At 67.8% G+C, this 26,338-nt stretch carries 22 protein-coding genes; 18 read left to right on the top strand and 4 right to left on the bottom strand.

Features of this window, described 5'->3' with window-relative positions:
• The 7 genes from H556_RS0115025 (at window position 1) to H556_RS0114995 (ending at window position 8,041) form a co-directional block, all read left to right on the top strand.
• Window positions 1-1,323: a hypothetical protein gene (locus tag H556_RS0115025; RefSeq protein ID WP_051130292.1), complete on the top strand. Its 1,323-nt coding sequence runs from the start codon at window positions 1-3 to the stop codon at window positions 1,321-1,323.
• A gap of 122 nt (window positions 1,324-1,445) precedes the next feature.
• A complete protein-coding gene (locus H556_RS0115020; protein WP_024355228.1) occupies window positions 1,446-2,687 on the top strand; it encodes a putative DNA modification/repair radical SAM protein in 1,242 nt (413 codons plus the stop codon).
• Window positions 2,687-4,114: a UdgX family uracil-DNA binding protein gene (locus H556_RS0115015; RefSeq protein WP_024355227.1), complete on the top strand. Its 1,428-nt coding sequence runs from the start codon at window positions 2,687-2,689 to the stop codon at window positions 4,112-4,114. The genes H556_RS0115020 and H556_RS0115015 overlap by 1 nt, the downstream gene beginning before the upstream one ends.
• A 73-nt stretch (window positions 4,115-4,187) precedes the next feature.
• Window positions 4,188-5,216 carry an Ldh family oxidoreductase gene (locus H556_RS0115010; protein WP_024355226.1) on the top strand — a complete coding sequence of 343 codons (1,029 nt, stop codon included), beginning with the start codon at window positions 4,188-4,190 and terminating at the stop codon, window positions 5,214-5,216.
• A gap of 131 nt (window positions 5,217-5,347) precedes the next feature.
• On the top strand, window positions 5,348-6,277 hold the full coding sequence (locus tag H556_RS0115005) for a dihydrodipicolinate synthase family protein (protein ID WP_081650969.1): 930 nt from the start codon (window positions 5,348-5,350) through the stop codon (window positions 6,275-6,277).
• Between the two features lie 12 nt (window positions 6,278-6,289).
• Window positions 6,290-7,288 carry a 4-hydroxyproline epimerase gene (locus tag H556_RS0115000; RefSeq protein ID WP_024355224.1) on the top strand — a complete coding sequence of 333 codons (999 nt, stop codon included), beginning with the start codon at window positions 6,290-6,292 and terminating at the stop codon, window positions 7,286-7,288.
• Between the two features lie 84 nt (window positions 7,289-7,372).
• Window positions 7,373-8,041, top strand: coding sequence for a GntR family transcriptional regulator (locus H556_RS0114995; RefSeq protein ID WP_035303194.1), 669 nt, complete (start codon window positions 7,373-7,375; stop codon window positions 8,039-8,041).
• A 39-nt stretch (window positions 8,042-8,080) separates the two neighbouring features.
• Here H556_RS0114995 and H556_RS0114990 read toward each other — a convergent pair whose 3' ends face one another.
• Window positions 8,081-8,959 (bottom strand): TSUP family transporter, encoded by an 879-nt coding sequence (locus H556_RS0114990; protein ID WP_029673696.1) that lies wholly within the window; start codon window positions 8,957-8,959, stop codon window positions 8,081-8,083.
• 98 nt (window positions 8,960-9,057) lie between these two features.
• On the opposite strand from H556_RS0114990, the gene H556_RS0114985 reads away from it, so the two are divergent.
• The 3 genes from H556_RS0114985 to ligD all read left to right on the top strand — a co-directional run bounded on the left by H556_RS0114985 (window position 9,058) and on the right by ligD (window position 14,072).
• Entirely contained in the window at window positions 9,058-10,227 is a 1,170-nt protein-coding gene (locus H556_RS0114985) for a M24 family metallopeptidase (protein WP_024355221.1), read from the top strand.
• The gene (locus tag H556_RS0114980) at window positions 10,224-11,474 is read left to right on the top strand and encodes an NAD(P)/FAD-dependent oxidoreductase (protein WP_024355220.1); all 1,251 of its coding nucleotides are present in this window, start codon (window positions 10,224-10,226) and stop codon (window positions 11,472-11,474) included. Before H556_RS0114985 ends, H556_RS0114980 begins: the two co-directional genes overlap by 4 nt.
• A gap of 63 nt (window positions 11,475-11,537) precedes the next feature.
• Window positions 11,538-14,072 (top strand): DNA ligase D, encoded by a 2,535-nt coding sequence (ligD, locus tag H556_RS0114975; RefSeq protein ID WP_024355219.1) that lies wholly within the window; start codon window positions 11,538-11,540, stop codon window positions 14,070-14,072.
• 3 nt (window positions 14,073-14,075) lie between these two features.
• Here the strand turns inward: ligD and ku are convergent, their stop codons facing one another.
• Complete coding sequence (ku, locus tag H556_RS0114970; protein WP_024355218.1) at window positions 14,076-14,921, bottom strand: non-homologous end joining protein Ku; 846 nt, start codon at window positions 14,919-14,921, stop codon at window positions 14,076-14,078.
• A 210-nt stretch (window positions 14,922-15,131) separates the two neighbouring features.
• Between ku and H556_RS0114965 the strand changes: the two genes are divergently transcribed.
• The 8 genes from H556_RS0114965 (at window position 15,132) to mnhG (ending at window position 25,629) form a co-directional block, all read left to right on the top strand.
• On the top strand, window positions 15,132-17,654 hold the full coding sequence (locus H556_RS0114965) for a TonB-dependent receptor (protein WP_024355217.1): 2,523 nt from the start codon (window positions 15,132-15,134) through the stop codon (window positions 17,652-17,654).
• A gap of 11 nt (window positions 17,655-17,665) precedes the next feature.
• Window positions 17,666-19,345 (top strand): alkaline phosphatase D family protein, encoded by a 1,680-nt coding sequence (locus H556_RS0114960; RefSeq protein WP_024355216.1) that lies wholly within the window; start codon window positions 17,666-17,668, stop codon window positions 19,343-19,345.
• Between the two features lie 196 nt (window positions 19,346-19,541).
• A complete protein-coding gene (locus tag H556_RS0114955) occupies window positions 19,542-22,496 on the top strand; it encodes a monovalent cation/H+ antiporter subunit A (protein ID WP_051130291.1) in 2,955 nt (984 codons plus the stop codon).
• Complete coding sequence (locus H556_RS0114950; protein ID WP_003169848.1) at window positions 22,493-22,837, top strand: Na+/H+ antiporter subunit C; 345 nt, start codon at window positions 22,493-22,495, stop codon at window positions 22,835-22,837. The genes H556_RS0114955 and H556_RS0114950 overlap by 4 nt, the downstream gene beginning before the upstream one ends.
• Complete coding sequence (locus H556_RS0114945; protein ID WP_024355214.1) at window positions 22,834-24,429, top strand: monovalent cation/H+ antiporter subunit D; 1,596 nt, start codon at window positions 22,834-22,836, stop codon at window positions 24,427-24,429. Before H556_RS0114950 ends, H556_RS0114945 begins: the two co-directional genes overlap by 4 nt.
• Window positions 24,426-24,923, top strand: a complete 498-nt coding sequence (locus H556_RS0114940) for a Na+/H+ antiporter subunit E (protein WP_029673695.1) — start codon at window positions 24,426-24,428, stop codon at window positions 24,921-24,923. The genes H556_RS0114945 and H556_RS0114940 overlap by 4 nt, the downstream gene beginning before the upstream one ends.
• On the top strand, window positions 24,920-25,201 hold the full coding sequence (locus tag H556_RS0114935) for a K+/H+ antiporter subunit F (RefSeq protein ID WP_003169845.1): 282 nt from the start codon (window positions 24,920-24,922) through the stop codon (window positions 25,199-25,201). Before H556_RS0114940 ends, H556_RS0114935 begins: the two co-directional genes overlap by 4 nt.
• The gene (mnhG, locus tag H556_RS0114930) at window positions 25,198-25,629 is read left to right on the top strand and encodes a monovalent cation/H(+) antiporter subunit G (protein WP_024355212.1); all 432 of its coding nucleotides are present in this window, start codon (window positions 25,198-25,200) and stop codon (window positions 25,627-25,629) included. The genes H556_RS0114935 and mnhG overlap by 4 nt, the downstream gene beginning before the upstream one ends.
• Here the strand turns inward: mnhG and H556_RS0114925 are convergent.
• Both H556_RS0114925 and H556_RS0114920 read right to left on the bottom strand, forming a co-directional pair.
• The gene (locus H556_RS0114925) at window positions 25,589-25,885 is read right to left on the bottom strand and encodes an HPr family phosphocarrier protein (RefSeq protein WP_024355211.1); all 297 of its coding nucleotides are present in this window, start codon (window positions 25,883-25,885) and stop codon (window positions 25,589-25,591) included. The two genes, mnhG and H556_RS0114925, sit on opposite strands and share 41 nt — an antisense overlap.
• Window positions 25,882-26,286 carry a PTS sugar transporter subunit IIA gene (locus H556_RS0114920; RefSeq protein ID WP_024355210.1) on the bottom strand — a complete coding sequence of 135 codons (405 nt, stop codon included), beginning with the start codon at window positions 26,284-26,286 and terminating at the stop codon, window positions 25,882-25,884. Before H556_RS0114920 ends, H556_RS0114925 begins: the two co-directional genes overlap by 4 nt.
• Window positions 26,287-26,338 lie beyond the last annotated feature (52 nt).

Here is a 26,338-nt window from a genome sequence, read left to right as displayed (position 1 = left end):
ATGCGTCTGTTTTCGATGCTGGCGGCGGCTTCCGCCGTCACGCTGACCGGCGCGCCCTTCGCCGCCGCCCAGGATGCGCCGGCGACCCCGTCGCCAGCGCCCGTCCCGGCCGTCTGTCCCGATTTTCTTCCTCAGCAGGCGCACTGCTGGTCGGGGCGGGCGGCCAAGGGCGGCTACTACTGGATCGCCGTGCCGGAGAACTGGAACGGTTCGCTGATCGTCCACGCCCACGGCGGGCCCCGCAGGGCGGCCCCCAAGGCCGATGATCCGCTGGAAGATCTGGAGCGCTTCTCCATGACGGTGAAGGAGGGCTTCGCCTGGGCGGGGTCGACCTATCGCCGGGGCGGCTACGGCGTGCGCATGGCGGCCGAGGACACCGACGACCTGCGCCAGATTTTCTGGGACGCCTTCGGTCGGCCCCGCCGCACCATTCTTCACGGCCAGTCCTGGGGCGGCAATGTCGCAGCCAAGGCGGCCGAACTCTATGCGCGCGACGCCGAAGGCCAGGTGGTCTGGGACGGCGTGGTCCTGACCAGCGGGGTGCTGGCGGGCGGGACCGAGGCCTACAGGTTCCGCGCCGATCTGCGTGCGGTATATCAGTATTACTGCCAGAACCATCCGGCGCCCGACGAGGCGCAGTACCCGGTCTGGCAGGGTCTGCCCGAGGGCGCTCGCCTGACCCGCGCCCAGCTGGCGCAGCGGGTCAAGACCTGCACCGGCGTCGGCCTGCCCGAGGCGGAGCGCTCGCCCGAGCAGAAGCAGCGTCTGGCCGACATTCTCAACGTTGTGGGGATCGGCGAAGGGCAGCTGGTGTCGCATCTGGCCTGGGGCACCTTCCTGTTCCAGGATCTGGTGCAGAAACGCCTGGACGGCCTCAACCCGTTCGACAACAGCCGGACGGTCTATCAGGGCTCGCACGACGATGCGGCGCTGAATGCGGGGGTCGAGCGGTTCGCCGCCGATCCGATGGCGGTGGCGCGTCTGGCCTATGATGCGGACCTGTCAGGCATGATCGTCGCCCCGACCGTCACCATCCACGGCAAGGACGATCCCACAGCCTTCGTCTGGCATCAGGACGACTATCGCGACCGTGTGGCGGCGGCGGGCCGTGCCGACCTGCTGGTCCAGACCTTCACCAATGAAGCCGAACACAGCGCCCTCAGCCCGCCGGAATATGTCGCGGTTTTCGAGGCCTTGATGGGCTGGATCGACCACGGGGTGAAACCGGACGCCCGCTCTGTCGCAGCTCTGTGCGAAGCGGCGCGTCCCCGCTACGACGCCGTCTGCCTGTTTGATGAGCACAGGTTGAGGGGAAACAACTGAGCCCTCCGACGGCCGAGCGCAGATGCGCCGGCCGTCCCTGCCTCGCCGGTTATGTCCTGTCCCGCTGCGAAAGCCTTTCGGCCAAGCTGGACGTGTTTTGCGACAGAACATATCATGAACGAATGGCTCAGATCGATCTCCGACGAAAGCTGGCGGTTCTGGCGGACGCAGCGAAATACGACGCCTCCTGCGCCTCGTCCGGCACGACGAAGCGGGATTCCCTGGGCGGGCGCGGGATCGGCTCGACCGAGGGCATGGGCATCTGCCACGCCTATACGCCGGACGGTCGGTGCGTCAGCCTGCTGAAAATCCTGCTGACCAACTTCTGCATCTACGACTGCGCCTATTGCATCAACCGGGTGTCGTCCAACGTCGAGCGGGCGCGCTTCACGGTGCAGGAGGTCGTCGACCTGACCCTGGCCTTCTATAAGCGGAACTACATCGAGGGGCTGTTCCTGTCGTCGGGCGTGATCCGCAACGGCGACTATACGATGGAGCAGTTGGTCGAGGTCGCGCGGCGCCTGCGCGAAGAGCATGACTTCCGCGGCTATATCCATCTGAAGCTGATCCCGGAGGCGGACGCGCGGCTGGTGGAGCTGGCGGGTCTCTATGCCGACCGACTGTCCGCCAATATCGAACTGCCCCGCGACGAGGCTCTGGGCCGTCTCGCTCCGGAAAAGGACGCGCGGACCATCCGCAGGGCGATGGGGCAGGTGCGGCTGAAACTGGAAGAGGCCAAACCCGAAAAGCGCGCCCGCAAGCGCCCGCCCGCCTTCGCCCCGGCCGGTCAGTCGACCCAGTTGATCGTCGGCGCCGACGGCGCGCCGGACACGGAGATCATGGCCCGCAGCGCCGCCCTTTACGGCGGCTATGGCCTGCGTCGGGTCTATTATTCCGCCTTCAGCCCCATTCCCGACGGCTCCAGCCTGCTGCCGCCGACCAAGCCGCCGCTGATGCGCGAACACAGGCTCTATCAGGCCGACTGGCTGATGCGTTTCTACGGCTTCACCGCCCCCGAGATCGGCGAGGGGACCGACGACGGCATGCTGGATCTGGCCGTCGATCCGAAGCTGGCCTGGGCGCTGCGGCGCCGCGAGGCCTTTCCCGTCGACGTCAACCGGGCGGCGCGCGAGACCCTGCTGCGGGTGCCGGGCCTGGGGGTGAAGGCGGTGGACCGCATCCTGTTGGTGCGGCGGCATCGCACCTTGCGGCTTGAGGATGTCGGTCGGCTGACGCGGTCGATCGAGGCGGTGCGGCCGTGGATCACGGCGCTGGACTGGACGCCCGGCGGCCTGACGGACGCGGCCGATCTGCGCGCGCGCCTGGCGCCCCAGCGCAAGCCTGAGCAGTTGAGCCTGTTCTGATGCGCACGGCGGTCCTGTCCGACCCGCTGGATTTCGACGGCTGGCGCGAGGCGGCGCGGCGCCTGCGGCTGGCGGGCGAGGAGCCCGGCCTGGTGAAGTTCGTGGTCGGCGCGACTGCGGGCGGCCTGTTCGATGAGGGCGGCGTCCTGCCTGAGGTCGAAGGCGCGTTCACCGCGCCGCGCGCCTTTCTGGACGCGGCGGCGCAACTGATCCAGCACCGGTCCGAGGATCGCTTTGACCTGATGTATCGCCTGCTGTGGCGGCTGAAGGATCAGCCGAACCTGATGGCCGTCCTGTCCGACCGCGACGTGGCCGAGGCGGCGGATCGGGTGAAGGCGGTGCGCCGCGCCGCCCACAAGATGAAGGCCTTCGTGCGCTTTCGACAGACGCAAGACGAAGCGGGCGAGCGCTGGGTGGCGTGGTTCGAACCGGCGCATCGGGTGCTGCAGGCGACGGCGCCCTTCTTCGCGCGCCGGTTCAGCGCCATGCGGTGGTCGATCCTGACGCCGGACGGGGCGGCGCATTGGGACGGAACGCTTCTGACCTTCGGCCCGCCCGCCGATCAATCGCAGGCGCCCGCCGAGGACGCGGTGGAGGATTTCTGGCGCACCTATTACGCCTCGACCTTCAATCCGGCGCGGCTGCGGCCTCAGGCGATGCGGTCGGAAATGCCCAAGCGTTACTGGAAAAACCTGCCGGAGGCCGGGCTGATCCCGGAACTGACCGCCGCCGCGTCGGTTCGCACGGATGCCATGGTGAACCAGCCTACGCCCACGCCCAATGACAGGTTCCAGCGCGTTCGCGCGCCGGTGGTGGATCGCGCGGCGACGGATGATCTGGTCCCCGACAGTCTGGACGAGCTGGCGCGCGGCGTTCAGGGCTGCCGCCGCTGCCCATTGTGGCGCGACGCCACCCAGGGCGTCTGCGGCGAGGGGCCGAGGCGCGCGGCCCTGATGGTGGTCGGCGAACAGCCGGGCGATCAGGAGGACCTGGCCGGTCGGCCCTTCGTCGGCCCTGCCGGGCGTCTTCTGGATGCGGCGTTTGAAGAGGCGGGGCTGGATCGTCGCGACCTCTACCTCACCAATGCGGTCAAGCATTTCAAGCACGAGCCGCGCGGCAAGCGCCGTATGCACAAGACGCCCAATGCGGGCGAAGTCCAGGCCTGCCGCTGGTGGCTGGACCATGAACGGCGCCTCGTCAGGCCGCAGCTGATCCTGGCTCTGGGCGCGACGGCGGGGCTTGCGGTGCTGGGACGAAAGCCCGCCGTTCAGGCCGAACGCGGTCGCGTTCTCACAACCAAGGATGGCGCGCGCGTGCTGCTGACGGTTCACCCGTCCTACCTGTTGCGCCTGCCCGATGCGGCGCGACGCGCCGAGGAGCGGACCCGTTTCCTGACTGATCTGACCGTGGCCCGCGACGCGCTCTAAAAAACGGACGCCAAACGGCTTGAAGTTTTCGCCTGCGTCCATATCGTATACGATTGTGCTGCGGGAGAGCGATATGAGCGTGTTTGAGGCCCAGGAAACGGTCGCCTTGTCGATCGACGAGGTGTTCGCCCTGTCGCGACGGGTGCTGACGGGGGCGGGACTGTTCGTTCCGCACGCCGAGGCGGTGGCGCGGGCCATTACGGCGGGCGAGCGGGACGAGTGCGCCTCGCACGGGCTTTATCGTCTCCCCGGCTGTGTGATGACCATCCGCTCGGGCAAGATGTCGCTGGACGCCGAGCCGGTCATCACCGACGCCTCGCCCGCCCTGGTGCGCGCCGACGCCCGTTACGCCTATTCCCTTCTGGCCTTTGAGCGGGCGGCGCCCTTGCTGGCGCAGAAGGCCAAGGAGGTCGGGGTGGCTGCGCTGGTCATCAACAACTGCTTCCATTTCTCGGCCCTGTGGCCCGAGATCGAACAACTGACCAGTATGGGCGTGGCGGCCCTGGCCATGACCCCCAGCCATTCGTGGGTGGCGCCGGCGGGCGGCCGGCGGGGCCTGTTGGGCACCAATCCGATCGCCTTCGGCTGGCCGCGTCCGGGGCCTAACCCTTATGTCTTCGACTTCGCCACCAGCGCCATCGCGCGCGGGGACATGGCGTTGCACGACATCGCCGGCAAGCCGATCCCCGAGGGCTGGGGCGTCGACGCCGAGGGGCGGCCGACGACGAATGCGCGCGCCGCTCTGGACGGCGCCATGCTGACCTTCGGCGGGCATAAGGGCTCGGCCCTGTCGACCATGATCGAACTGATGGCGGGCCCGTTGATCGGCGATCTGACCAGCCGCGAATCGATGGCCTTTGATGACGGCGCCAAGGCGGCGCCCATGCATGGCGAACTGATCCTGGCCTTCGATCCCGGCCTGATGGGCGGCGGCGACGCCGAGGCGAACGCTGCGCGGGCCGAGGCCCTGTTCGCAGCCTTCGCCGACCAGGGCGCGCGCCTGCCGTCGCAGCGCCGTTATGAAGCCCGTGCGCGCAGTCTGGCCAACGGCGTGCGCACCCCCAAGGTCCTGTACGACCAGATCATGGCCCTTGGATTCTGACGCGAGGCGGCCAAGCCGACCAGCAGGCGTGAGAGCGGATTTTTAAAGGTCCTTCAGGGCCTTGATCGATCATCGCTTCCGGCCTAATCATATAACGTATACGAAATTAGCCAGCTCGGGAGGAGCAGCAAATGGCGGGAATGAAGTTGGATTGGACCGGGGTGATCCCGGCGGCCACCACGCAGTTCAATGAGAGCCTGGGGGTCGATTTCGACTCCACCCAGAAGGTTCTGGACGGCCTGATCCGTGATGGCGTCGACGCCATCATCGTCATGGGCACGGTCGGCGAGAACAACTCGCTTGAGCCTGAAGAAAAGCGCGCTGTCCTCAAGGCGGCGGTCGAAGTCGTCGATAATCGCGTGCCGATCATCACCGGCGTCAGCGAACTGACCACGGCGCGCGCCGAGGCCTATGCCAAGGACGCCGAGGACATCGGCGTGGACGCCCTGATGGTGCTTCCGGCCATGGTCTATGTGCCCACCGCAGCCGAGCTTGAGGCGCATTTCCGCGCCGTGGCGGCCGCCAGCGGCCTGCCGAACATGCTGTACAACAACCCGCTGATGTATCGTCAGACGCTGAACAACGACGATCTGCGCCGTCTGTCGGACGTGCCGAACGTCGTCGCCCTGAAGGAAAGCGCCCCGGATTCGCGTCGCATCACCGACATCTTCAACGAGCTGGGCGACCGATATTCGGTCATGGTCGGCCTGGACGATGTGGCTCTGGAAGGCATGATTCTGGGCGCCAAGGGCTGGGTCTCGGGTCTGACCAACGCCTTCCCCGAAGAGTCGGTGGCCCTGGTCAAGGCGGTCCAAGCCGGCGACATCGCCCGCGCCCTTGAGATCTATCGCTGGTTCATGCCGCTGCTTCACCTGGATTCGGTTGCGGATCTGGTGCAGTCGATCAAACTGTCCGAGATGATCATGGGTCGCGGCAACGAACGGGTCCGGATGCCGCGCATGCCGCTGGCCGGCGCCCGCCGCGCCGAGGTCATCGCCATGGTCGAAAAGGCGGCGGAAACGCGCCCGATCGGCTCGGGCAAGGCCATCAAGATCACCTGATCCGGAGCCCAGATGCGCGACGTCTTTTTCTGCATCGACGGTCATACCGCCGGCAACCCGGTTCGCCTGGTCGCCGGCGGCGCGCCCCTGTTGTCAGGGGCCAGCATGGCCGAGCGTCGGCTCGACTTCCTGAGCCGTTACGACTGGATCCGCACCTCCTTGTGTTTCGAGCCGCGCGGCCACGACATGATGAGCGGCGGCTTCCTGTATCCGCCGACCCTGCCGGATGCGGACGCGGGCATCCTGTTCATCGAGACCAGCGGCTGCCTGCCCATGTGCGGCCACGGGACGATCGGCATGATCACCTTCGGGCTGGAGCACGGCCTGATCCGGCCGCGCACGCCGGGGCGTCTGAAGATCGAGGTCCCGGCGGGCGTTCTGGACATCGCCTATGAGACTGAGGGCGACAAGGTCACCGCGGTGCGCATCCGCAATGTCCCCGCCTATCTGGCGGCGGAAGGCATCGAGATCGACGTGCCGGGCCTTGGCCCGCTGAGCGTCGACGTGTCCTACGGCGGCAACTACTACGCCATCGTCGAGCCGCAGGGCGCCTACACGGGCCTGGACGATCTGGGCGCCAGCCGCATCATCGAACTGAGCGGTCTGGTGCGCGAACGGGTGCGCGCGGCCTTCCACCCGGTGCACCCGGACGAACCCTCGATCAACGGGGTCAGCCACGTGCTGTGGGCCGACAAGCCCAAGGGTGAGAGCGCCGACGGCCGCAACGCCGTCTTCTATGGCGACAAGGCTATCGACCGCAGTCCCTGCGGCACCGGCACCTCGGCGCGGCTGGCTCATCTGCACGCCAAGGGGCGGCTGAAGGTCGGCGACGCCTTCGTCCACGAAAGCTACATCTGCAGCCGGTTCATCGGCCGCGTCGAAGCCGAGACCACGGTGGGCGACCACAAGGCGATCGTGCCCTCGATCGAGGGTTCGGCCGTCGCCACCGGCTTCAACACCATCTGGGTGGACCGCAAGGATCCCTTCTGGGCGGGCTTCCAGGTCGTCTGAGCGACTTGCGCGTCGTAATTGCGTTCGGCGCGCGTTATGGCTGGGTCGGGCGACCGGCCCAGCCTTTTCGACTCGATGAACCGCATGGCCGCATCTCCGCTTGAAGTCCGCACCCTGTCCGACCGCCTGATGGAGGTGGTGCGCGACATGATCCTCTCAGGCGCGATCGCGCCGGACGTGCCGATCCGTCAGGACGCCCTGGCGGCGGACCTGAACGTCTCAAAGATTCCCCTGCGTGAAGCCCTTGTGCGGCTGGAGCAGGACGGGCTGGTGGTGTCGCACGCCAACCGGGGCTTCTTCGTGCGCGGCATGAGCGCGGCCGAGGCCGAGGAAATTTACGAACTGCGCCTCAAGCTGGAGCCGGAGGCGGCGGCCGAGGCCTGCCTTGTCGCTGATGAGGCCCGGCAGGACGAGGCCCGGCGGGTGCTGGCGCAGCTGAATGCGGCGGCGGCTGGGGGCATGCCGACGGTCGGCCCCCTGAACCGCGCTTTCCACATCGCCCTGGTGCAGCCGGGCAAGCGCGCCCTGACGACAGAAATTACGACCCGCCTTCATGTCATGGCCGACCGCTATGTGCGCAAGCACCTTGAGCACAAGGGACGCCATCTGACGGCCGAGGCCGAGCATCAGGACATCCTGCAGGCGTGGCTGGCCCGTGACGCCGCTACGGTGCGCCGTCTGGTGGCCGACCACCTGCAGCACACCCTGTCCGATCTACGTGAGGAGTTCGCACAGGGCGACGGGCAAGGCTGATCGCCAGCCTTGCCTCCAGTCTTAGTCTTGCCCGAAACCTCAGCCCTGTTCGGCCGGAACGGGCGCCTGACGGGCCTTCAGGGCGGTCATCAACAGATTGACGGCGGCGTAGAGCACCACCACCACCACGCCCCAGCGCAGGACGGTCAGCGGCAGGGAGGTGATGACGAAGGCGGCCAGCAGCACTGCCGGTATCCCCCCGATGGCCATGCCCAGCACCAGCCGCAGATCGATGCGCTGGCTCTTGATGAAGCGCAGGCTCGACACCGGCATCAGGAAGGCGCAGGCGCCCATCATGATCGGGAAGGCCGCCGTGGGGTTCATGCCCATCAGGCTGAGCATGATCAGCGAAGGCGCATAAAGCCCGATGCCGAAGCTCATCAGGGCGCCCATGAGCACATGGGCCACGACGGCGATCAGGAACATGTTTCCGTCCAGGGAGAGCGCTTCGCCCCCTGCGGGCATCAGGTTCAGATTGGTCATGGCGTAAAGGGCGGCTGCGATCAGCAGGGCCGCGCCGACCACCATCTGAACGGCGCGCACCGGCAGGCGCAACACGATGGGCGCGCCGATCACCGCGCCCAGGATGGAGGCGCCGATACAGGCGATCAGCAGAACCGGGTCGACCTGGATCAGCTTCATGAAGACCAGCCCCTGCATGACCGTCGGCAGGCAGTGTCCGGCGTTCAGCACCGCCGGAAGAAAGCTGTCCGGCACCAGTTTACGGAACCGCAGCCAGGCCGTGGTCGGGGCAAAGGAGCCGATGCCCAGCGCATCGAAGAAGTTGGCGACCGCGCCGATGGCTATGCCTTCGGCCTTGGGCTTCAGCGCGCCGCGCGCCTTGGCGGTGCGGACCAGTTGGACGGCGTAAAAGGCAGCCAGCAGCGCCAGCGCCGTCAACAGAACGGCTATAATCATAATGTTTCCCTCCCCCGAGGTCCTCGCCGCCCTTTACGAGCGATCCGAGGGATGAAAGAAAACATGACTAGAAATCAGATACAATATACATTCGTTCCATGACCTTTCTTCCGCCCAGCGCCCCGCCCATCACCGTCGCCGAACGACAGGACCGCGTCGCCGTCCTAGCCGAGCGATTGAAAGCTAAGGGACTGGCGGCCCTGCTGGTCGGGCCCACGGCGTCGTTGCGCTATTATACGGGGCTGGACTGGCATCCGTCCGAGCGGCTGACGGGCGCGCTGATCCATGCCGATGGCCGGGTCCAGTACATCTGTCCCCGGTTTGAGCTGGACAAGGTGGCCGGGCTGACGGCGGACGCGGTCGCGGGCGACATCCTGACCTGGGAAGAGGAAGAAAGCCCCTATGCGCTGGCGGCGGCCAGCCTTCCCGAGGGCGGCGTGCTGGCGATCGACGATCAGGCGGCGGCCTTCATCTGGCTGGGCCTCAGCCGCGTTCTGGGCGCCGATCGCGTCACGGACGGCGGCCCGCTGATCGTGGCCCAGCGCAGCATCAAATCGGCGGCCGAGATCGCTCTTCTGACCCGCGCCAAGGCCATCACTCTGGAAGTCCAGCGCCGCACCCGCCACTGGCTGAAAGCGGGCGTCCTGACGTCCGAGGTCAAGGCCTTCATCGACGCCGAACATCGCGCGCTTGGCGGTGAGGGCGGGTCCTGGTTCTGCCTGGTCTCCTTCGGCGACGACACCTGCCTGCCGCACGGGGGCGAGGGCGACCGCGCCCTGGCGGTGGATGATGTGGTGCTGATCGACACCGGGACCCTGGTGGACGGCTATCACTCGGACATCACGCGCACCTATGTCTTCGGCCAGCCGACGGAGGACTTCCGCCGCGTCTGGACGCATGAGAAGGAGGCGCAGGCCCGCGCCTTCGCCGCCGCCGCCGTGGGAGCAACCTGCGCCAGCGTAGACGCCGCCGCGCGCGATTATCTGACCGGCCTCGGCTATGGCCCTGATTACCGGCTGCCGGGCCTGCCCCACCGCACCGGCCACGGCATCGGCCTGGACATTCACGAAGCGCCCAATCTGGTGCGCGGCGATGTTACGCCGCTGGCGCCCGGCATGTGCTTCTCGAACGAGCCGATGCTGGTCATTCCCGGCCGGTATGGCGTGCGCCTCGAAGACCATTTCTACATGACCGAGGCCGGGCCGGTCTGGTTCACCGAGCCGTCGCACAGTCTGGACGACCCGTTCGCAGAGGGCGCGGCGGCATGACGGCAGCCCGGCGCTGGGCCGTCGTCGGCGGGGGACTGGTCGGGGCGGCGACGGCGCTTCGGCTTCAGGCGGCGGGTTTTGAGACCGCGCTGATCGACCGGGGCGACCCGCGACGCGGCGCCTCCTTCGGCAACATCGGCCATATCGCCGCCGAGCAATGCGAGCCCATGCCCTCGCCCGCGACCCTCAGGGGCGCCCTGGGGCGGCTGTTCGCCTTTGGCGGGCCGCTGGACTTTCGTGCGCGCGATGCGTCCTTGTGGGGGCCATGGGCGCTGCGGTTTCTGGCGGCGTCCCGTCCGGCGGCGGTTGCTCACGGCGCCGAGGTTCTGGCGCATCTGCTGGATGATCCGGTCGGCGCCTGGATGCGTCTGGCCGCCCTGGCCGAGGCGCCAGACGGACTGATCCGGGCGACCGGCCATTCTGTGGTCTGGTCCACGCCTGAAGCGGCCCGGCGCGGGCTGGCCGGCTGGAGCGCCGCGCGCACGGGCGGGGCGCGCTTCCGCGTGATGGAGGCTGAGGAACTGGCCGCCTATGACGCCGTCCTGCGTCAACGCCCGGCAGGCGGAATCCGGTTCACCGGCACGGGCCAAGTCAGCGAACCGCAGGCGGTGCGCGACGCCCTGCTGGCCGCCTTCTCCGCCAAAGGCGGGCAGACGATCCACGCCGATGCGACCGCCGTCCGGCCGGTGGCCGACGCCGCCGAGGTCGCCCTGTCGGACGGAACAGTCATCGACGCTGATCGCGTCGTCGTCGCGGCCGGGGCCTGGTCGGAGCGTCTGATGACGCCGTTGGGCGTGCGCGCGCCTCTGGTCGGCGAGCGGGGCTATTCGGTGCAGTCGGCCCAGCATGACTGGCCTGACGACCTGCCTCTGACCGTGTTCGAGGACCGGGCCCTGGCGGTCGCCCGCTTCGACGGGGGCCTGCGCGCCTCCAGCCATGTCGAGTTCGGCGCCCCTTCAGCCCGGCCCGATCCGCGAAAATGGCGCAGCATCGAGGCGCATCTGTGGGAGCTGGGCGTGGCCTTTTCGGCGCAGCCTGACCGGTGGTGCGGTCCCCGGCCGACCCTGCCGGACTATCTGCCCGCCATCGGACGGCTGAACGCTCACCCTCAGGTGCATTACGCCTTCGGCCACCAGCACCTGGGCCTGACGACGGCGGCGCGAACGGCGGAAATCATCGAGCAGATGGCGCTGGGCCGGCCTGCTCCCGACTGGACCGACGCCCTGCGGATCGAACGCTTCGGCTGACGTCAGGCCGGGTGCGGACGCTGTCGCATCGCAACGGTTTTCACGCGGACGGATTAAGCGTCCATGCGCGGCGAACTGAAGACCTATCAGGCCAAGCGGCGTTTCGAGCAGACGCCGGAACCCAAGGGCGCTCGGCGAACCGGGAACAAGGACGCGCGGCGTTTCGTGATCCAGCGCCATGCGGCGACGCGGCTGCACTACGACTTCCGTATCGAGGCAGACGGTGTGCTGAAGTCCTGGGCCGTGACCAAGGCCCCGTCGCGCGACCCGGCGGTCAAGCGGCTGGCCGTTGAGGTCGAGGATCATCCGCTGGACTACGGCGGGTTCGAGGGGACGATCCCGGCGGGCAACTACGGCGCGGGTACGGTGCAACTGTGGGATGTCGGAACCTGGAAGCCGCAGGAGCCGGACCTTGAGGCGGCCTGGGCGCGCGGCCAGATCAAGATGATCCTTCATGGCGAGCGGCTGAAAGGCAAATGGGCGCTGATCCGGCTGAAGAGCGACCGGGGCAAGCCCTCCAAGCGCAACAACTGGCTGCTGCTGAAGGAGAAGGACGAGCACGCCGTCGCCGGCGAAGGCGACGCCCTCGCGCAGATCGACGCCTCGGTGACAAGCGGCCGCTCCCTGGCTCAGATCGCTGAGGGCGACGCGCAATGGATCTCCTCCAAGCCGACCCGCCGCAAGGCGCCGCCGAAGCCTGCGCCGTCCAGGGCGGCGTCCAAGGCGAAGCAGCCGCACGCCTTTGTCCCGATTCAGCTGTGCAAAGCGGTCGACCATCCGCCCTCGGCGGCGGGCTGGGCGCATGAGATCAAGTTCGACGGCTATCGGTTGCAGATCGGGGTCGGCGGCGGCCAGGCGGTGCTGCGGACCCGCAAGGGCTTGGACTGGACCGATCGTTTCCCTGAGCTGGCGGCGGATGCGGCGGGCTGGCCCGATGCGGTGATCGATGGCGAACTATGCGCACTCGATGATGATCATATGCCGGACTTCAGCGCCCTTCAGGCGGCGATATCGGAGGGAGAGACGGGCCGGCTCGTCTACTTCGCCTTCGACCTGTTGTTCGAGGGGGCGGAGGATCTGCGCAGGCTGCCGCTGTCGCACCGCAAGGCGCGGCTGCAGGCCTACATCGACCGCATCGGCGCGAAGGGCGCCGCGCGTCTCCGCTACGTCGAGCATTTCGCCTCGACGGGGCAGGCGGTGCTGGAAAGCGCCTGCCGGATGCATCTGGAAGGCGTCATCTCCAAGAAGCTGGACGCGCCCTACCACGCGGGCCGGTCGTCAAGCTGGGTGAAGTCCAAATGCCGGGGCCGCGATGAAGTCGTCATCGGCGGCTGGTCGTCGGAAGGCGGCAGCCGGTTCCGCTCGCTGCTGGTCGGGGTGCGCGAGAAGGGCGGGCTTAAATACCTCGGCCGGGTCGGGACGGGTTTCGGCGAGACGGCCACGCGGCTGCTCATGCCCGCACTGAAGGCCGAGGCGGCGGACAGGAGCCGCTTCGTCGGTCCCGGCGCGCCCAAGGGCGGCAAGGACATCCATTGGGTGAAGCCGAGGCTGGTCGCCGAGATCGAGCACGGCGGCTACACCGAGTCCGGCGCCTTGCGGCAGGCGGCGTTCAAGGGCCTGCGCGACGACAAGGCCGCCGAGGACGTCACGGACGCGCCGCAGGCGCCTGCCGCGTCGCAGGCGCCGCGCAAGAGCGGCAAGGTCACGGTGGCGGGCGTCGCCATCTCCAGCCCCGACAAGGTGCTGTGGCCCGGCGCTGATGGGCGCCCGCCGATCACCAAGGCCGAGTTGGCGCGCTATTACGAGGCGGCGGCTGAGCGGCTGCTGGCCCATGTGGCGGACCGGCCCGTCTCCATCATCCGCGCCCCGGACGGCATAGAGGGCGAGACCTTCTTCCAGCGTCACGCCATGGCCGGGTCGAACCCGCGGCTCAAGCTGATCGACGTCAAGGCGCGCACGCCCTATGTCGCCGTCGTCGATGTCGGCGGTTTGGCGGCCATCGCCCAATCCGGCGGGCTGGAGCTGCATCCCTGGGGCTGCAAGCCGGGCGATCCGGAGACGCCTGACCAGATCACCTTCGATCTGGACCCCGACGTGGGGCTGGACTTCGACGACGTGATCGCCGCTTCTCTCGTGGTGAGGGCGAAGCTGGAGGCGTTGGGCCTCAATCCCTTCGTCAAGACGACGGGCGGCAAGGGGCTGCATCTGGTCGTCCCGATCCGCGCCGACGGGCGTTCGAGGGTGAGCTGGGATCAGAACAAGGCCTTCGCCAAGGCCGTGTCCGAGGCCATCAAGTCCGAGGTGCCGGACCGTTTCACCACCACCCTGGCCAAGAAGGCGCGCGGCGGAAAGATCTTCATCGACTATCTGCGCAACGGCCGGATGGCGACCGCTGTGGCGCCCTGGTCGCCGCGCGCCCGGCCGGGGGCGGGGATCGCCTTTCCCCTGTCGTGGGATCAGGTGAAGCCGGGGCTGAACCCGGCCGACTACAATCTGTGGGTCTGGTCCGAGTTGCTTGAGCGGCCCGACGCATGGGCCGATTTCCGCGACGGCGCCGTCAGCCTGAGGCCCGCCCTGCGAAAGATGGGCGTGGACTGACCCTCAGGCGGTCTTCTTGCGCGGCGCCGACTTGGCGGCGGGCTTCTTCGCCGCCGGTTTGCGCGCGCCGCCGGCCGAACCCTTCAGACTGTTCTTCAGCGCCGCCATCAGGTCGATGACGTTGGTGTCGTCCGGCTCGGCCACGTCGACCAGACCCTTGCCGCCCTTGGTCTTGGCCTTGATCATCTCGCGCAGGGCGTCGTCATAGCGATCCTTGAAGGCGGTGGGGTCGAAGTCGGCTTGCTTCTGGGCGATGATGCGGGCGGCGATCTCGACCATGTCGGCGTCGGCCTTCACCTTGGGGACGTCGTCGAAATAGTCGTCGGCGTCGCGCACCTCGTCATGGGCGCGCAGGGTGTAGGCCAGCAGGCCCTTGCCCCGCACCTCCAGCGCCAGCTGACGCTCCTTGCCGCGCAGGACCAACTGGCCCAGCGCCACCTTGCCCTGTTTCTGCATCGCGTCGCGGATCACCGCGAAGGCCTCGACGCCCGCCCCCTTTTCCGGGACGACGAAGAAGGGATCGTCCCAGTACAGACGGTCGATGTCGGCCTCGTCCACGAACTTGTCGATGGCGATGGTCTTGGTGCTGTCCAGCCGCACCTTGTCGAAGTCGGCGTCGTCGAACAGCACGTATTCGTCCTTCGACACCTCATAGCCGCGCACCAGATGGCTGCGCTCCACCGGCCCGGCGTCGGGGTCGGTCGGCACCATGCGGATGCGGTTGTGGGTGTCCGGATTGATCAGGTGAAAGCGCACGTCGGCGGCGCTGGTCGTCGCGGTGTAGAGCGCCACCGGACAGGTGACGAGCGACAGTTTCAGATGTCCTTGCCAGGTCGGGCGAGCGGCCATGTGATCCTCCATTGTCAGATGGAATGCGCGGCGACGACTTGCGTTCGCCCGAGGCTGCGGATCGCCGGGCGATCGGACGGCGGGAATAGGCCGTGGGGCGAAGGAGTTTCGCCTAACCGCCGCCGCAGCTTCATCGCGCCGTGACGGCGCCGTCGCGTCTACGACATTGCGCGCCTCTAGGTCTGTCCCGCTTTTTCAAGGGGTAGGATCATGAAGCCGATCAGTCTCAAGCGGGGATTTCTGGCGGGCGTCGCCGTCGCTGGTTTGATGGCGGCTGGGGTCGCGCACGCCCAGACCGCATCGCCTGCCGAAGCGACGACCGCCGTGGACGACATCGTCGTGACCGCCCAGCTGCGCGCTCAGGATCCGATCGAGGTGCCCTTCGCCCTGACGGCCTACAGCGGTTCCTTCCTGGAAAGCTTGGGCGTGCAGGAGTTCGATCAGTTGTCGGCCTTCGTGCCGGGCTTCCTGGTGCAAAACCAGTCGCCGAACAATCCGGGCTTTGTGATGCGCGGCATCACCTCGGACTCGGGCGCCGCCACGGCCGAGCCGCGCGTGTCCGTCTATCAGGACGGGGTGTCGATTTCGAAGTCGCGCGGTTCCTATGTCGAACTGTTCGACATGGAGCGTATCGAGGTGGCCAAGGGGCCGCAGTCGACCCTGTATGGTCGCGGCGCCCTGATCGGCGCGGTGAATCTGGTGCAGAATCGCGCCCGCCCCGGCCAGTACGGCGGCGCCGCCCGCATCGAGGCGGGGGACATGGATTATCGCGCGGTCGAGGGCTTTGTGAACGCCCCGCTGGGCGAGACGGGCGCCCTGCGTCTGGCCACGCGGATGAAGACGCGCGACGGCACGGTCGAGAACCTGCTGGGCGGCGAGAACTACAACTCCATCGAGACGAAGGCCGTGCGCCTGTCAGGCGCCTGGGCGCCGACCGAAGACCTGTCGTTCGACCTGATCGCCAACTATCAGGTCGATGACGCTTCGGCGACTTCGTTCAAATCCATCGCCTATAATCCGGCCGACCCGAACACCGGCGCCGTGCTGGGCGGACGTGATCCGTGGGAGGGCGCGGCCCTGACGCCGGGCGCCGACTTCGACGGCGGCGTGGGTCTGGGACTGGATCGGGAAGTGTGGGGCGTGACGGGGCTGGCCAAATGGCGGCTGTCGCCGTCGCTGACGCTGAACTCGACCACGGCCTACCGCACCTTCGACTCGACCGAGGTTTTCGACCCGGACGGTCTGTCTCTGCCGCTGCTGACGGCGGCCGAGCACGCCCACGGCAAGCAGTGGAGCCAGGAACTGCGCCTGAACTACGACAACGGCGGGCGCGTCAGCGGCTTCGTCGGCGCCGGGTGGTTCCGCGAGGAAGGCTTCCAGCGGATGCCGACCCAGTTCGACGAACGTCTGGCGCTGGTGCAACTGGCAGGGCTGCTGGACGGGAGCCCGACGGACGTGGGGCGCAACACCCTGCCGATGGCGGCCTATCCGACGCTGGCGCGGCTGGCTCTGGCGCAGATGCTGACGCCGCTGGGCGGAGGCGCTTTGGCCGGCCCGATCGCCGATAATCTGAAGTCGGCTCATATCGAGACCTCGACCAACTTCGGCGAACTGACGTCGTGGGACGTGTTCGGCGATGTGAACGTGCAGGTCACGGACCGGCTGGAGATCGCGGGCGGCCTGCGCTGGACCACCGACGACAAGACGACGGGCTATTCCGCCGCCGTGCTGAACGGGCGCTCGACGCTGGGCGGCCTGCTGGCCGTGGCGCAGGGGGCCGTGCCGCCCGCACAGGTTCCGGCCCTGCTGGCGGCGCTGGCCAACCCGATGTACGGCCAACTGCCCGAGACGATGGTTCCTCTGTTCGGCATCACCAGCCAGCCGACGGCGGGCAATGGGAACCGTATCGACGCGGATCACAAGGACGACGGCTTCACCTGGCGGCTGAACGCCCGTTACGCCCTGTCGGAAGACGCCAGCCTGTACGCCAACTATGCGCGCGGCCGTCGCCCGGAGGTGCTGGAAGTGCGCGGCCCCTCGGCTCCGCTGGGCGCGCCCCAGTTCCAGGTGGTCGCGGCCGAAACGGTCGACAGCTTCGAGGTCGGCTATAAGACGGCGCTGATGGATCGGCGCCTGCGTCTGGATGCGGCGGTCTTCCACTACGCCTATGACAACTTCCAGACGACCGAGCAGGACGGGACCCGCTTCGTCACCATCAATGCGGGCGAGGCCAGCGCCTATGGCTTTGAAGGCCAGGCGGCCTTCGCCGTGGCGCCGACGTTCGACCTGTTCGCCACCTATGGCTACAACCACTCGCGCTTCGACAGCGGGGCGCGCAAGGGCAACCGCTTCCGCCTGTCGCCGGATCACATGGCTTCGATCGGCGCGACCTGGCGCCTGCCGGTCGAAGGCGGGGCGTTCGAGGTCCAGCCGACCTATACGTGGCAGTCCAAGGTCTTCTTCGACGATGACAACGACCGTCCGGACCTGCAGACCGGCAACTTCGTGCCCGACCTGATCCAGGACGAGTATCAGGACGGCTATGGCCTGCTGAACCTGCGGGTGCGCTACGCCCCGTCGAGCGGGAACTGGGGCGTCGAGGCCTTCGGCGACAACATCCTGGATGAGAAATACATCAAGGATGCAGGCAATACCGGCGATGCGCTGGGTCTGCCGACCTTCATCGCCGGGCGCGGGGCCAGCTATGGCGTCGCCTTCACCCTGCGCTACTGAGGGCCGCGAAGATGAGCATGAACCGTCGCGGCCTGCTGGGCCTGTTCGGGGCGGGGGCGGCGGCCGGTTGCGCCACGCTTCCCTCGGGCGAAGACGTCGCCGTCGCCTTCGTCCACGGCGTCGCATCGGGCGATCCGGCGACGGATCGGGTCATCCTGTGGACGCGGGTGACGCCCGAGATCGGACAGGCCGGGCCGGTGTCGGTCGTCTGGCGCGTGCTGGAAGGCGAGGGCGACCGCGTGGTCGCCACGGGCCGCGTCATGACGGGGCCGGAACGCGACTATACGGTCAAGGTGGATGCGGCCGGGCTGAAGCCGGGCCGGGATTATCGCTACGATTTCGCTGTCGGCGAGACGCAGTCGCCTTTGGGCCGGACCCGGACGCTGGCGGCGGACGGCGTGGCGCCAGTCAATCTGGCGGTGGCGTCATGTCAACTGCACCCCGGCGGACTGTTCAACGCCTATGAGGCCATCGCCGCCCTGCCGTCATTGGACGCCGTGGTCCATCTGGGCGACTACATCTATGAATATGGGGCGGAAGACGACGCCTATGGCATGGCGACGGGGGCGAAGCTGGGTCGCGAGCCGCAGCCGTCGCATGAGATCGTCACCCTGGCCGACTATCGGCTGCGTCACGCCCAGTACAAGACCGACCCTGACCTTCAGGCCGCTCACGCCCGCGCCCCTTTCATCTGCGTCTGGGACGATCACGAGACGGCCAATGACGCCTGGATGCACGGCGCCGAGAACCATCAGCCCGAGACCGAAGGCGACTTCGCACAGCGCAAGGCGGCGGCGCTGAAGGCCTATTACGAGTGGATGCCGATCCGCGAGGTTGAGCCCGGCGCGCTGAAGGAGGCGATCCACCGCAGCTTCCACTTCGGCGACCTGGCCAGCCTGATGATGATCGAGACGCGGCTGACCGGCCGCACCGAGCCGCTGGACTACGCCAAGGATCTGACCGCCAAAGACGGTCCGGACGGCGAGCCGGTGCTGGACCTGGACGCCTTTCGCGCCAAGCTGAACGACCCCGTGCGCGATCTGATGGGCGCCCAGCAGCGCGACTGGCTCAAGCGCGAACTGTCCGCGTCAAAGGCCAGGGGGCGGCCGTGGCAGGTGCTGGGCAATCAGGTCGTCATGGCGCGCGTGGCCGGGCCCGACGTGTCGCGCACCCTGACCGAGGCCGAGGTTCAGGGCCTGATGGCCCGGATTCCTGAGGCTTATCGCGACCAGTTCGAACAGGCCCTGTTCCTGTTCAAGATGGGGTTGCCGTTCAACCTCGACGCCTGGGACGGCTATCCGGCTGGCCGCGAGCGCCTCTACGCGGCCTTCGCCGAGGCGGGGGTGCAGCCCATCGTCCTGTCCGGCGACAGCCACGCCTTCTGGGTCAATGAACTGAAGGACGCGGGCGGCGCGCGTCGTGCGATCGAGTTCGGGACCAGCGCGATCTCCAGCCCCTCGATCGGCGACGCCATCGGCGGCTTCCCTCTCGGCGCGGCCCTGATGCAGGCCAATGACGAGGTGCGTTTCTGTGACCAGTCGGCCAAGGGCTTCATTCTGCTGACCCTGACCGAGGATCGGGCCGAGGCGGCGCTGATGCAGGTCTCGACCCTGTTCGCCAAGCCGTTCGAGGTCAGCGCACTGAAGCAGGTCGTGGTGATTCGCGCAGACGGGGCGATAACAGGCGTCTGATCGCCAGGGCAGGGCAGGGGCGCGGCCGAAGGGGCGGCGCTGCGGTTCGGCGGGGGCTAAACCGTTCCTGCTACGGTCACAATCGCGCCAACTCGTCGCTTTGACGCAAGGGCGTCATTTCCCTTAGGAAAAAGTCTGGCAGAACGGTGAGGCGCGTGGGGCGTCCTCCGCAGCGCCGTCCCACAACCTATCGGAGATGATCGACACGCCCGTGCCCGCCAGCTTCCTCCTGCTAATTATACTCGTCCTGCCCTTCGTCGGGGCCATGATCGCCTCGGGGCTGCCGCGTCACGCGCGGACCTCTGCGGCTGCTCTGTCGTGGATCATCGCCCTGATCAGCGTTGGCTGTCTGGCGGTGCTCTGGCCCCGATTCCAGGACGGCGAGGTGTTGAAGCTGACGCTGGCGTGGCTGCCGTCCCTGGGGGTGAATTTCACCATTCGGCTGGACGGCCTGTCCTGGGTGTTCAGCGCGCTGATCCTGGGGATCGGCGCCCTCGTGGTGCTGTATGCGCGCTACTACATGTCGCCGAAGGATCCGGTGCCGCGCTTCTTTTCCTTCCTGCTGGCCTTCATGGGCGCCATGCAGGGCGTGGTGCTGTCGGGCAATCTGATCCAACTGGTGGTCTTCTGGGAGCTGACCAGCCTCTTTTCCTTCCTGTTGATCGGCTACTGGCACCAGAACGCTTCAGCGCGCGAGGGCGCGCGCATGGCGCTGACCATCACCGCCACGGGCGGGGTGGCCCTGCTGGTCGGCATGATCCTGATCGGCCGCATCGTCGGCAGCTATGAGCTGGACGCCGTCATCGCCGCGCGCGACGTCATCCTGGCCAGCCCCCTCTATCCGGTCGCTCTGGGTCTGATCCTGATCGGGGCCCTGACCAAGAGCGCCCAGTTCCCCTTCCATATCTGGCTGCCGCGCGCGATGGCGGCGCCGACGCCGGTCAGCGCTTATCTGCACTCGGCGACGATGGTGAAGGCGGGCGTCTTCCTGCTGATGCGGTTCTGGCCCGTCTTCGGCGAGACCGAGATGTGGTATTTCGTGGTCGGCGGCTTGGGGCTGACGACCCTGCTGGTCGGCGCCTGGTGCGCCATCTTCCAGCACGACCTGAAGGGCCTGCTGGCCTATTCGACCATCAGCCATCTGGGCCTGATCTGTCTGCTGCTGGGGCTGGGGTCGGACCTGGGGGCCATCGCCGCCATCTTCCACACCATCAACCACGCCACCTTCAAGGCCTCGCTGTTCATGGCGGCGGGCATCATCGACCACGAGGCCGGCTCGCGCGACATGCGCAAGCTCAGCGGTTTGATCCGCTTCATGCCGATCACCGCCACCCTGGCCATGGTCGCCGCCGCCGCCATGGCGGGCGTGCCCCTGCTGAACGGTTTCCTGTCCAAGGAGATGTTCCTGGCCGAGGCCCTGGCCAGCACCCAGACCTCGGCGTTGAACCAGGCCCTGCCGGTGCTGGCGACCCTGGCGAGCGCCTTCAGCGTGCTCTATTCGCTTCGCTTCATTCATACGACCTTCTTCGGCCCGCCGCCGACAGAGCTGGACCGTGTCCCGCATGAGCCGCCCGGCTGGATGCGGCGCCCGGTCGAGGTGCTGGTGGCCCTGTGTCTGCTGGTCGGGGTCTTCCCGGCGGTCACCGTGGGGCCCTTTCTGCGCAGCGCGGCCGTGACCATGCTCGGCTTCGACCTGCCCTATTACAGCCTGGCCCTGTGGCACGGCTTCAATCTGCCGCTGCTGCTCAGCGTCATCGCCATGGCGGGCGGGATCGGCCTCTATGTCGTCTTCGGCAAGGCGCTGAACGCCAATCCGCGCGGCGGACCCTGGGGCATGAAGCGGCTCAACGGCGGCTATCTGTTCGAGCGCTCCCAGGTCATGCTGATGGACCTGTCGCAGTGGATCGTGCGCCACCTGGGCGCGCAGCGCCTGCAGCCGCAGCTGCGCCTGATCCTGCTGACAGCCCTGCTTTCGGCGGCTGTGGCGGCGGCGGGCGGTTTCGTCCTCACCTGGCCCGAGTTCCGCGTACCCCAGGCGCACAACCTGGCCTTCGCCGCCCTGTGGCTGGCAGGCGGCGCCTGCGCCCTGGCCGCGGCCTGGCAGGCCAAATACCATCGCCTCGCCGCTGTCATTCTGATGGGCGGGGCGGGGCTGGCCAGTTGTCTGACCTTCGTCTGGCTGTCGGCGCCGGATCTGGCCCTGACCCAGCTGGTGGTCGAGGTGGTGACCACGGTGCTGCTGCTGCTGGGCCTGCGCTGGCTGCCCAAGCGGCTGGCCGAGATCCATGTGCCCGAGTCCGAGAAGCGCCGTGCGCGCTGGCGTCGTCGGCTGGATCGAGGCATCGCCATCTTCGCCGGGGCGGGCGTGGCTCTGATCTCCTGGGCCGTCATGGTGCGGCCGCCGGTCGAGGGGGTGTCGCGCTTCTTCGTCGAGAAGGCCTATGAGGAGGCGGGCGGCCGCAACGTCGTCAATGTCATCCTGGTGGACTTCCGGGCCTTTGACACCTTTGGCGAGATCACCGTCCTGGGCGTCGTCGGCCTGACGGTGCTGGCCCTGCTGCGCCGCTTCCGCCCGGCCAGCGACAGCCTGTCCCAGCCGATGCAGAAACGCGTCCAGGATGCGTCTGACCGCGCCCGCGAAGGCCGCAGCGAGGGCGACACCCTCAGCGACACCATGCTGATCCCCGGCGTGGTGATGCGCTGGCTCTTCCCCTTCATCATCCTTCTGGCCGTGCATCTGTTTCTGCGCGGGCACGACCTGCCGGGCGGGGGCTTCGCTGCAGGGGTTGCGCTGTCGATCGCCTTCATCCTGCAATATATGGCGTCTGGCGCCCGCTGGGTGGAGGAGCGGCTTGAGATCCGCCCGATCATCTGGATCGGCGTCGGTCTGTTGATCGCCGCGATCAGCGGCGCCGTGGGCTGGATTTTCGACCAACCGTTCCTGACCTCCTATTTCCAATACGCCGACCTGCCGCTGCTGGGCCGTGTGCCGCTGGCCAGCGCCGTGCTGTTCGACCTGGGCGTGGTGGTGCTGGTGGTCGGCGCCACCGTTCTGGTGCTGGTCGCCCTGGCTCACCAGTCGCTGCGCCGCGCGCGCATCGAGGAAGCCGAGGCTGAGGCAGAGGCCGAGCAGAAGGGAGGGGCGCAATGACCCAGATCGTCCTGGCCCTGGCCATCGGCGTGCTGACCGCCTCGGGGGTGTGGCTGATGCTGCGCCCGCGCACCTTTCAGGTCGTCATCGGCCTGTCGCTGGTCTCCTATGCAGTCAACCTGTTCATCTTCTCCATGGGGCGGCTGCGTTCGGGCGCGGCGGCCTTCACCAGCAAGGGCGCCGAGGATCCGGCCCTCTACGCCGACCCGACGCCTCAGGCTCTGGTGCTGACGGCCATCGTCATCAGCTTCGCCCTGACGGCCCTGTTCCTGGTCGTGTTGCTGGCCTCGCGCGGCGAGACGGGCAGCGACCACGTCGACGGACAGGAGACGCCCGAATGACCGATTGGCAGGAACATCTGATCATCGGGCCGATTGTTCTGCCCATGGTCATCGCCGCGGCCATGCTGCTGTTTGACGAGCGGCGCCGTCTGCTGAAGGGCGGCCTCAGCCTGTTCGCCATGGCCGCCATCCTGGTCATGGCCCTGGCCCTGCTGCATGAAAGCGCGACCGGGGCGGCGGGCGGCGGCGACACCGCCCGCGTCTATCAACTGGGCGACTGGCCGGCGCCGTTCGGCATCGTCCTGGTGGCGGATCGTCTGTCGACGCTGATGGTGGCCCTGACCAGCGTGCTGGGCGCCTGTTCAATGATCTTCGCCCTGGCGCGATGGGACCGGGCCGGGCCGCGTTTCCACGCCCTGTTCCTGCTGCTGGTCATGGGCGTCAACGGGGCCTTCCTGACCGGCGACCTGTTCAACCTCTTCGTCTTCTTCGAGATCATGCTGGCGGCTTCCTACGGCCTGGCCCTGCATGGTTCGGGCGAGGCGCGGATTCGCGCCGGGCTGGCCTATATCGCCGTCAACCTGACGGCTTCCATGCTGTTCCTGATCGGGGTCAGCCTGATCTACGGCGTGACCGGCACCCTCAACATGGCTGATCTGGCTGTGCGCATCCCCCAGATCGCCGCGGCGGACCGGGGCCTGTTCCACGTCGGGGCGGCCGTGCTGGGCGTGGCCTTCCTGACCAAATGCGCCATGTGGCCGCTCGGCTTCTGGCTGACCACCACCTATTCGGCGGCCAGCGCGCCGGCGGCGGCCGTCTTCGCCATCCTGTCCAAGGTCGGCGCCTATGTGATCATCCGTCTCAGCTTCCTGCTGTTCGCGCCCGACAGCGGCGACTCGGCCGGGTTCGGCCAGTTGTGGATCCTGCTGGGCGGGCTGGCGACCATCGGCTTCGGCACGGCGGGCCTGATCGCGGCGCGCGACCTGTCGATCGCGGCGGCCTACGCCGTCATCGTCTCTTCGGGCACGGTGCTGGCGGCGGTCGGGACCGGTAACGCCGACGTCTTGGGGGGAGCGGTTTTCTATCTGGTCGGCTCGACCCTGGCCTGCGGCGCCCTTTTCATGCTGGCAGAGGTGCTGAACCGGGGCCAGGATCTGGGCGCCCGCTCGGGCCGCGCCGTCTTCGACGATGAATATTTCGATCCCTTTGACGACGAAGAGCGCAATGAGCCGGGTCTGGTCATTCCCGCGGCGGTGGCGGCTTTGGGCGGAGCCTTCCTGATCTCGACCCTGATGATCGCCGGCCTGCCGCCCCTGGCGGGCTTCATCGGCAAACTGGCCATGATGGAGGCCCTGTCGGGTCTCGGCGGCTGGGCTGGGTACGGAGTGATCGCGGCCCTGTCCTTGGCCTCTCTGGGCGCGCTGATTGGTCTGACGCGGCTGGGCATGGCGGCGCTGTGGGCGCGCGATGACGACGCTGAGCCGGCGATCGTCGTCGGCGCCGCCGAGGGCGTGGCCATTGCGGGCCTGCTGGCGGCCTGCCTGTTCCTGGCGGTTTTTGGCGAGGCGGGCTTTACCTACGCCGACCACACCGCCGATTGGCTGGTGCGGCCTGACGCCTATATCCGCGCAGTGCTGGGAGGCGGCGCATGATCCGGGCGGTTCTGCCTCACCCCATACTGTCGCTGGGACTGTTCGGGGCCTCGCTGCTGCTCAGCGGCTCGACGGCGCCGCCGTCCCTGGCTCTGGCCCTGCTGATGGCTCTGGCGGCGCCTCAGATCATGCGCGTGCTGGATGTCGAGCCGGTGCGGCTAAGAAAGCCGCTGACTTTGCTGAGCTTCGCCGTGGTCGTCACGCGCGACATCATCCGTTCCAACTGGGAGGTGGCGCTGGTCGTACTGGGTCTGAACCCGTCGGGCGACAAACGCGTCTCGGGCTTTGTTCACATTCCGCTGGAGATGCGTGATCGCTATGGCTTGGCGGTTCTGGCGGTGGTCATCACCAGCACGCCGGGTACGATCTGGGTGGAGTATGAGGACGCGACCGGCGTGCTCCTGCTTCACATCCTCGACCTTCAGGATGGGGACGACTGGGCGGAGCGCATCAAGAATCGTTATGAGCGCCGTCTGATGGAGATTTTCGAATGAGCGGCGCCGTCTTCTACTGGGCGCTGGTCGTGGCGCAGCTGTTTCTGGCGGGCGCGGCCCTGATCGGGGTGTGGCGCATCGCCAAGGGTCCGCGCGCCCAGGACCGCATCCTGGGACTGGACACCCTTTATCAGGCCGGGATGCTGCTGATCGTCGCCTTTGGCGTGCGGACGGGAACCCAGCAGTATTTCTATGCGGCCGTGATCATCGGCATGCTGGGCTTCACCTCTTCGGTCGCTCTGGCCAAATTTCTGATGCGCGGCGAGGTGATCGAATGAGCGGCTTTCCAGCCAATGTCCCGGCCTGGGCGGCCCTGCTGGCGGCGGGGCTGGTGCTGTTCGGCGCCGGGCTGACCTTCATCGGCGCGCTTGGTCTTGTGCGGCTGCAGACCTTCTATGAGCGGGTTCATGCCCCGACTCTGGGGGCGACGCTGGGCATGTTCGCGGTCTTGTGCGGCTCGGTCGTCTATTTCACCGGGGCCGAGGGGCGGTTCATGCCGGTGGAACTGCTCGCGGCGGTCTTCTTCACGGCGACGACGCCGGTGACGCTGATCATTCTGGCCCGTGCGGCTCTGTTCCGCGACCGCACGGATCGGTCAGGCGACGGCGTTAGGGTGCCGCTGGAAGGCGAGTGCGCGGGCGTGGTCCGGACGCCGCCGGACGTGATTACTGATCCTCGTCGAAGCGACGCGCCACAAGATCGGTAAGGGCGGCCACGGCCTCCGGGGCGTCGCGCCCCTGTGCCTTCACCTCCACGTCGCAACCGATCCCCGCCCCCAGCATCAACAGGCCCATGATCGAGCGGGCGTCCACGCTCACCCCGTCGCGCGTGACCTGAATCTCGGATTCGAATTCCGAGGCCAGCTTGACGAATTTGGCCGAGGCGCGGGCGTGCAGACCGCGCTGGTTGCAGATGTTCAGGGTCGCCGTCGCGCTGGAGGCTGGATCGGCCGTGTCGGTCATTTTTCGCCCGCCAGGACCCAGGAGGCGACCGAGATATATTTGCGCCCGGCGTCCTGAGCATGGGCCACGCAGGCCTCAAGGCTTTCGCGGCCGCGTACGCTGGCCAGTTTGATCAGCATGGGCAGGTTCAGCCCGGCGATCACCTCGGCGCCGGTCTGCTCCATGACCGAGATGGCCAGATTGGACGGGGTGCCGCCGAACATGTCGGTCAGCAGGATCACGCCCTCGCCCTCATCGACGGCGGCGGCGGCGTCGACGATGTCGCGGCGGCGCCGCTCCATGTCGTCTTCGGGGCCGATACAGATGGCGGCGACGCCGCGCTGAGGCCCCACCACATGCTCCATCGCCGACAGGAATTCAGAGGCCAGGCCCCCGTGGGTGACGATCACCAGCCCGATCATATAGGCTTCACCAAAGACATCCCCTGCTCGCTTGCGCGAGCGACAAGCCTCA

This window comes from Brevundimonas naejangsanensis DSM 23858 (genome assembly GCF_000421705.1).
Classification (GTDB): domain Bacteria; phylum Pseudomonadota; class Alphaproteobacteria; order Caulobacterales; family Caulobacteraceae; genus Brevundimonas; species Brevundimonas naejangsanensis.
Note: the sequence above shows the minus strand (reverse complement) of the source record. Positions and strands in the feature narration are given on the sequence as shown.

Coding starts and splice junctions, on each gene's coding strand:
- H556_RS0114920 (WP_024355210.1), bottom strand. CDS start 26,286: ATGATCGGGCTGGTGATCGTCACCCACGGGGGCCTGGCCTCTGAATTC.
- H556_RS0114925 (WP_024355211.1), bottom strand. CDS start 25,885: ATGACCGACACGGCCGATCCAGCCTCCAGCGCGACGGCGACCCTGAAC.
- mnhG (WP_024355212.1), top strand. CDS start 25,198: ATGAGCGGCTTTCCAGCCAATGTCCCGGCCTGGGCGGCCCTGCTGGCG.
- H556_RS0115015 (WP_024355227.1), top strand. CDS start 2,687: ATGCGCACGGCGGTCCTGTCCGACCCGCTGGATTTCGACGGCTGGCGC.
- H556_RS0114980 (WP_024355220.1), top strand. CDS start 10,224: ATGACGGCAGCCCGGCGCTGGGCCGTCGTCGGCGGGGGACTGGTCGGG.
- H556_RS0115005 (WP_081650969.1), top strand. CDS start 5,348: ATGGCGGGAATGAAGTTGGATTGGACCGGGGTGATCCCGGCGGCCACC.
- H556_RS0114965 (WP_024355217.1), top strand. CDS start 15,132: ATGAAGCCGATCAGTCTCAAGCGGGGATTTCTGGCGGGCGTCGCCGTC.
- H556_RS0115000 (WP_024355224.1), top strand. CDS start 6,290: ATGCGCGACGTCTTTTTCTGCATCGACGGTCATACCGCCGGCAACCCG.
- H556_RS0114950 (WP_003169848.1), top strand. CDS start 22,493: ATGACCCAGATCGTCCTGGCCCTGGCCATCGGCGTGCTGACCGCCTCG.
- H556_RS0114940 (WP_029673695.1), top strand. CDS start 24,426: ATGATCCGGGCGGTTCTGCCTCACCCCATACTGTCGCTGGGACTGTTC.
- H556_RS0114995 (WP_035303194.1), top strand. CDS start 7,373: ATGGCCGCATCTCCGCTTGAAGTCCGCACCCTGTCCGACCGCCTGATG.
- H556_RS0114960 (WP_024355216.1), top strand. CDS start 17,666: ATGAGCATGAACCGTCGCGGCCTGCTGGGCCTGTTCGGGGCGGGGGCG.
- H556_RS0114945 (WP_024355214.1), top strand. CDS start 22,834: ATGACCGATTGGCAGGAACATCTGATCATCGGGCCGATTGTTCTGCCC.
- H556_RS0114955 (WP_051130291.1), top strand. CDS start 19,542: ATGATCGACACGCCCGTGCCCGCCAGCTTCCTCCTGCTAATTATACTC.
- H556_RS0114985 (WP_024355221.1), top strand. CDS start 9,058: ATGACCTTTCTTCCGCCCAGCGCCCCGCCCATCACCGTCGCCGAACGA.
- H556_RS0114990 (WP_029673696.1), bottom strand. CDS start 8,959: ATGATTATAGCCGTTCTGTTGACGGCGCTGGCGCTGCTGGCTGCCTTT.
- H556_RS0115020 (WP_024355228.1), top strand. CDS start 1,446: ATGGCTCAGATCGATCTCCGACGAAAGCTGGCGGTTCTGGCGGACGCA.
- H556_RS0114935 (WP_003169845.1), top strand. CDS start 24,920: ATGAGCGGCGCCGTCTTCTACTGGGCGCTGGTCGTGGCGCAGCTGTTT.
- ku (WP_024355218.1), bottom strand. CDS start 14,921: ATGGCCGCTCGCCCGACCTGGCAAGGACATCTGAAACTGTCGCTCGTC.
- H556_RS0115025 (WP_051130292.1), top strand. CDS start 1: ATGCGTCTGTTTTCGATGCTGGCGGCGGCTTCCGCCGTCACGCTGACC.
- ligD (WP_024355219.1), top strand. CDS start 11,538: ATGCGCGGCGAACTGAAGACCTATCAGGCCAAGCGGCGTTTCGAGCAG.
- H556_RS0115010 (WP_024355226.1), top strand. CDS start 4,188: ATGAGCGTGTTTGAGGCCCAGGAAACGGTCGCCTTGTCGATCGACGAG.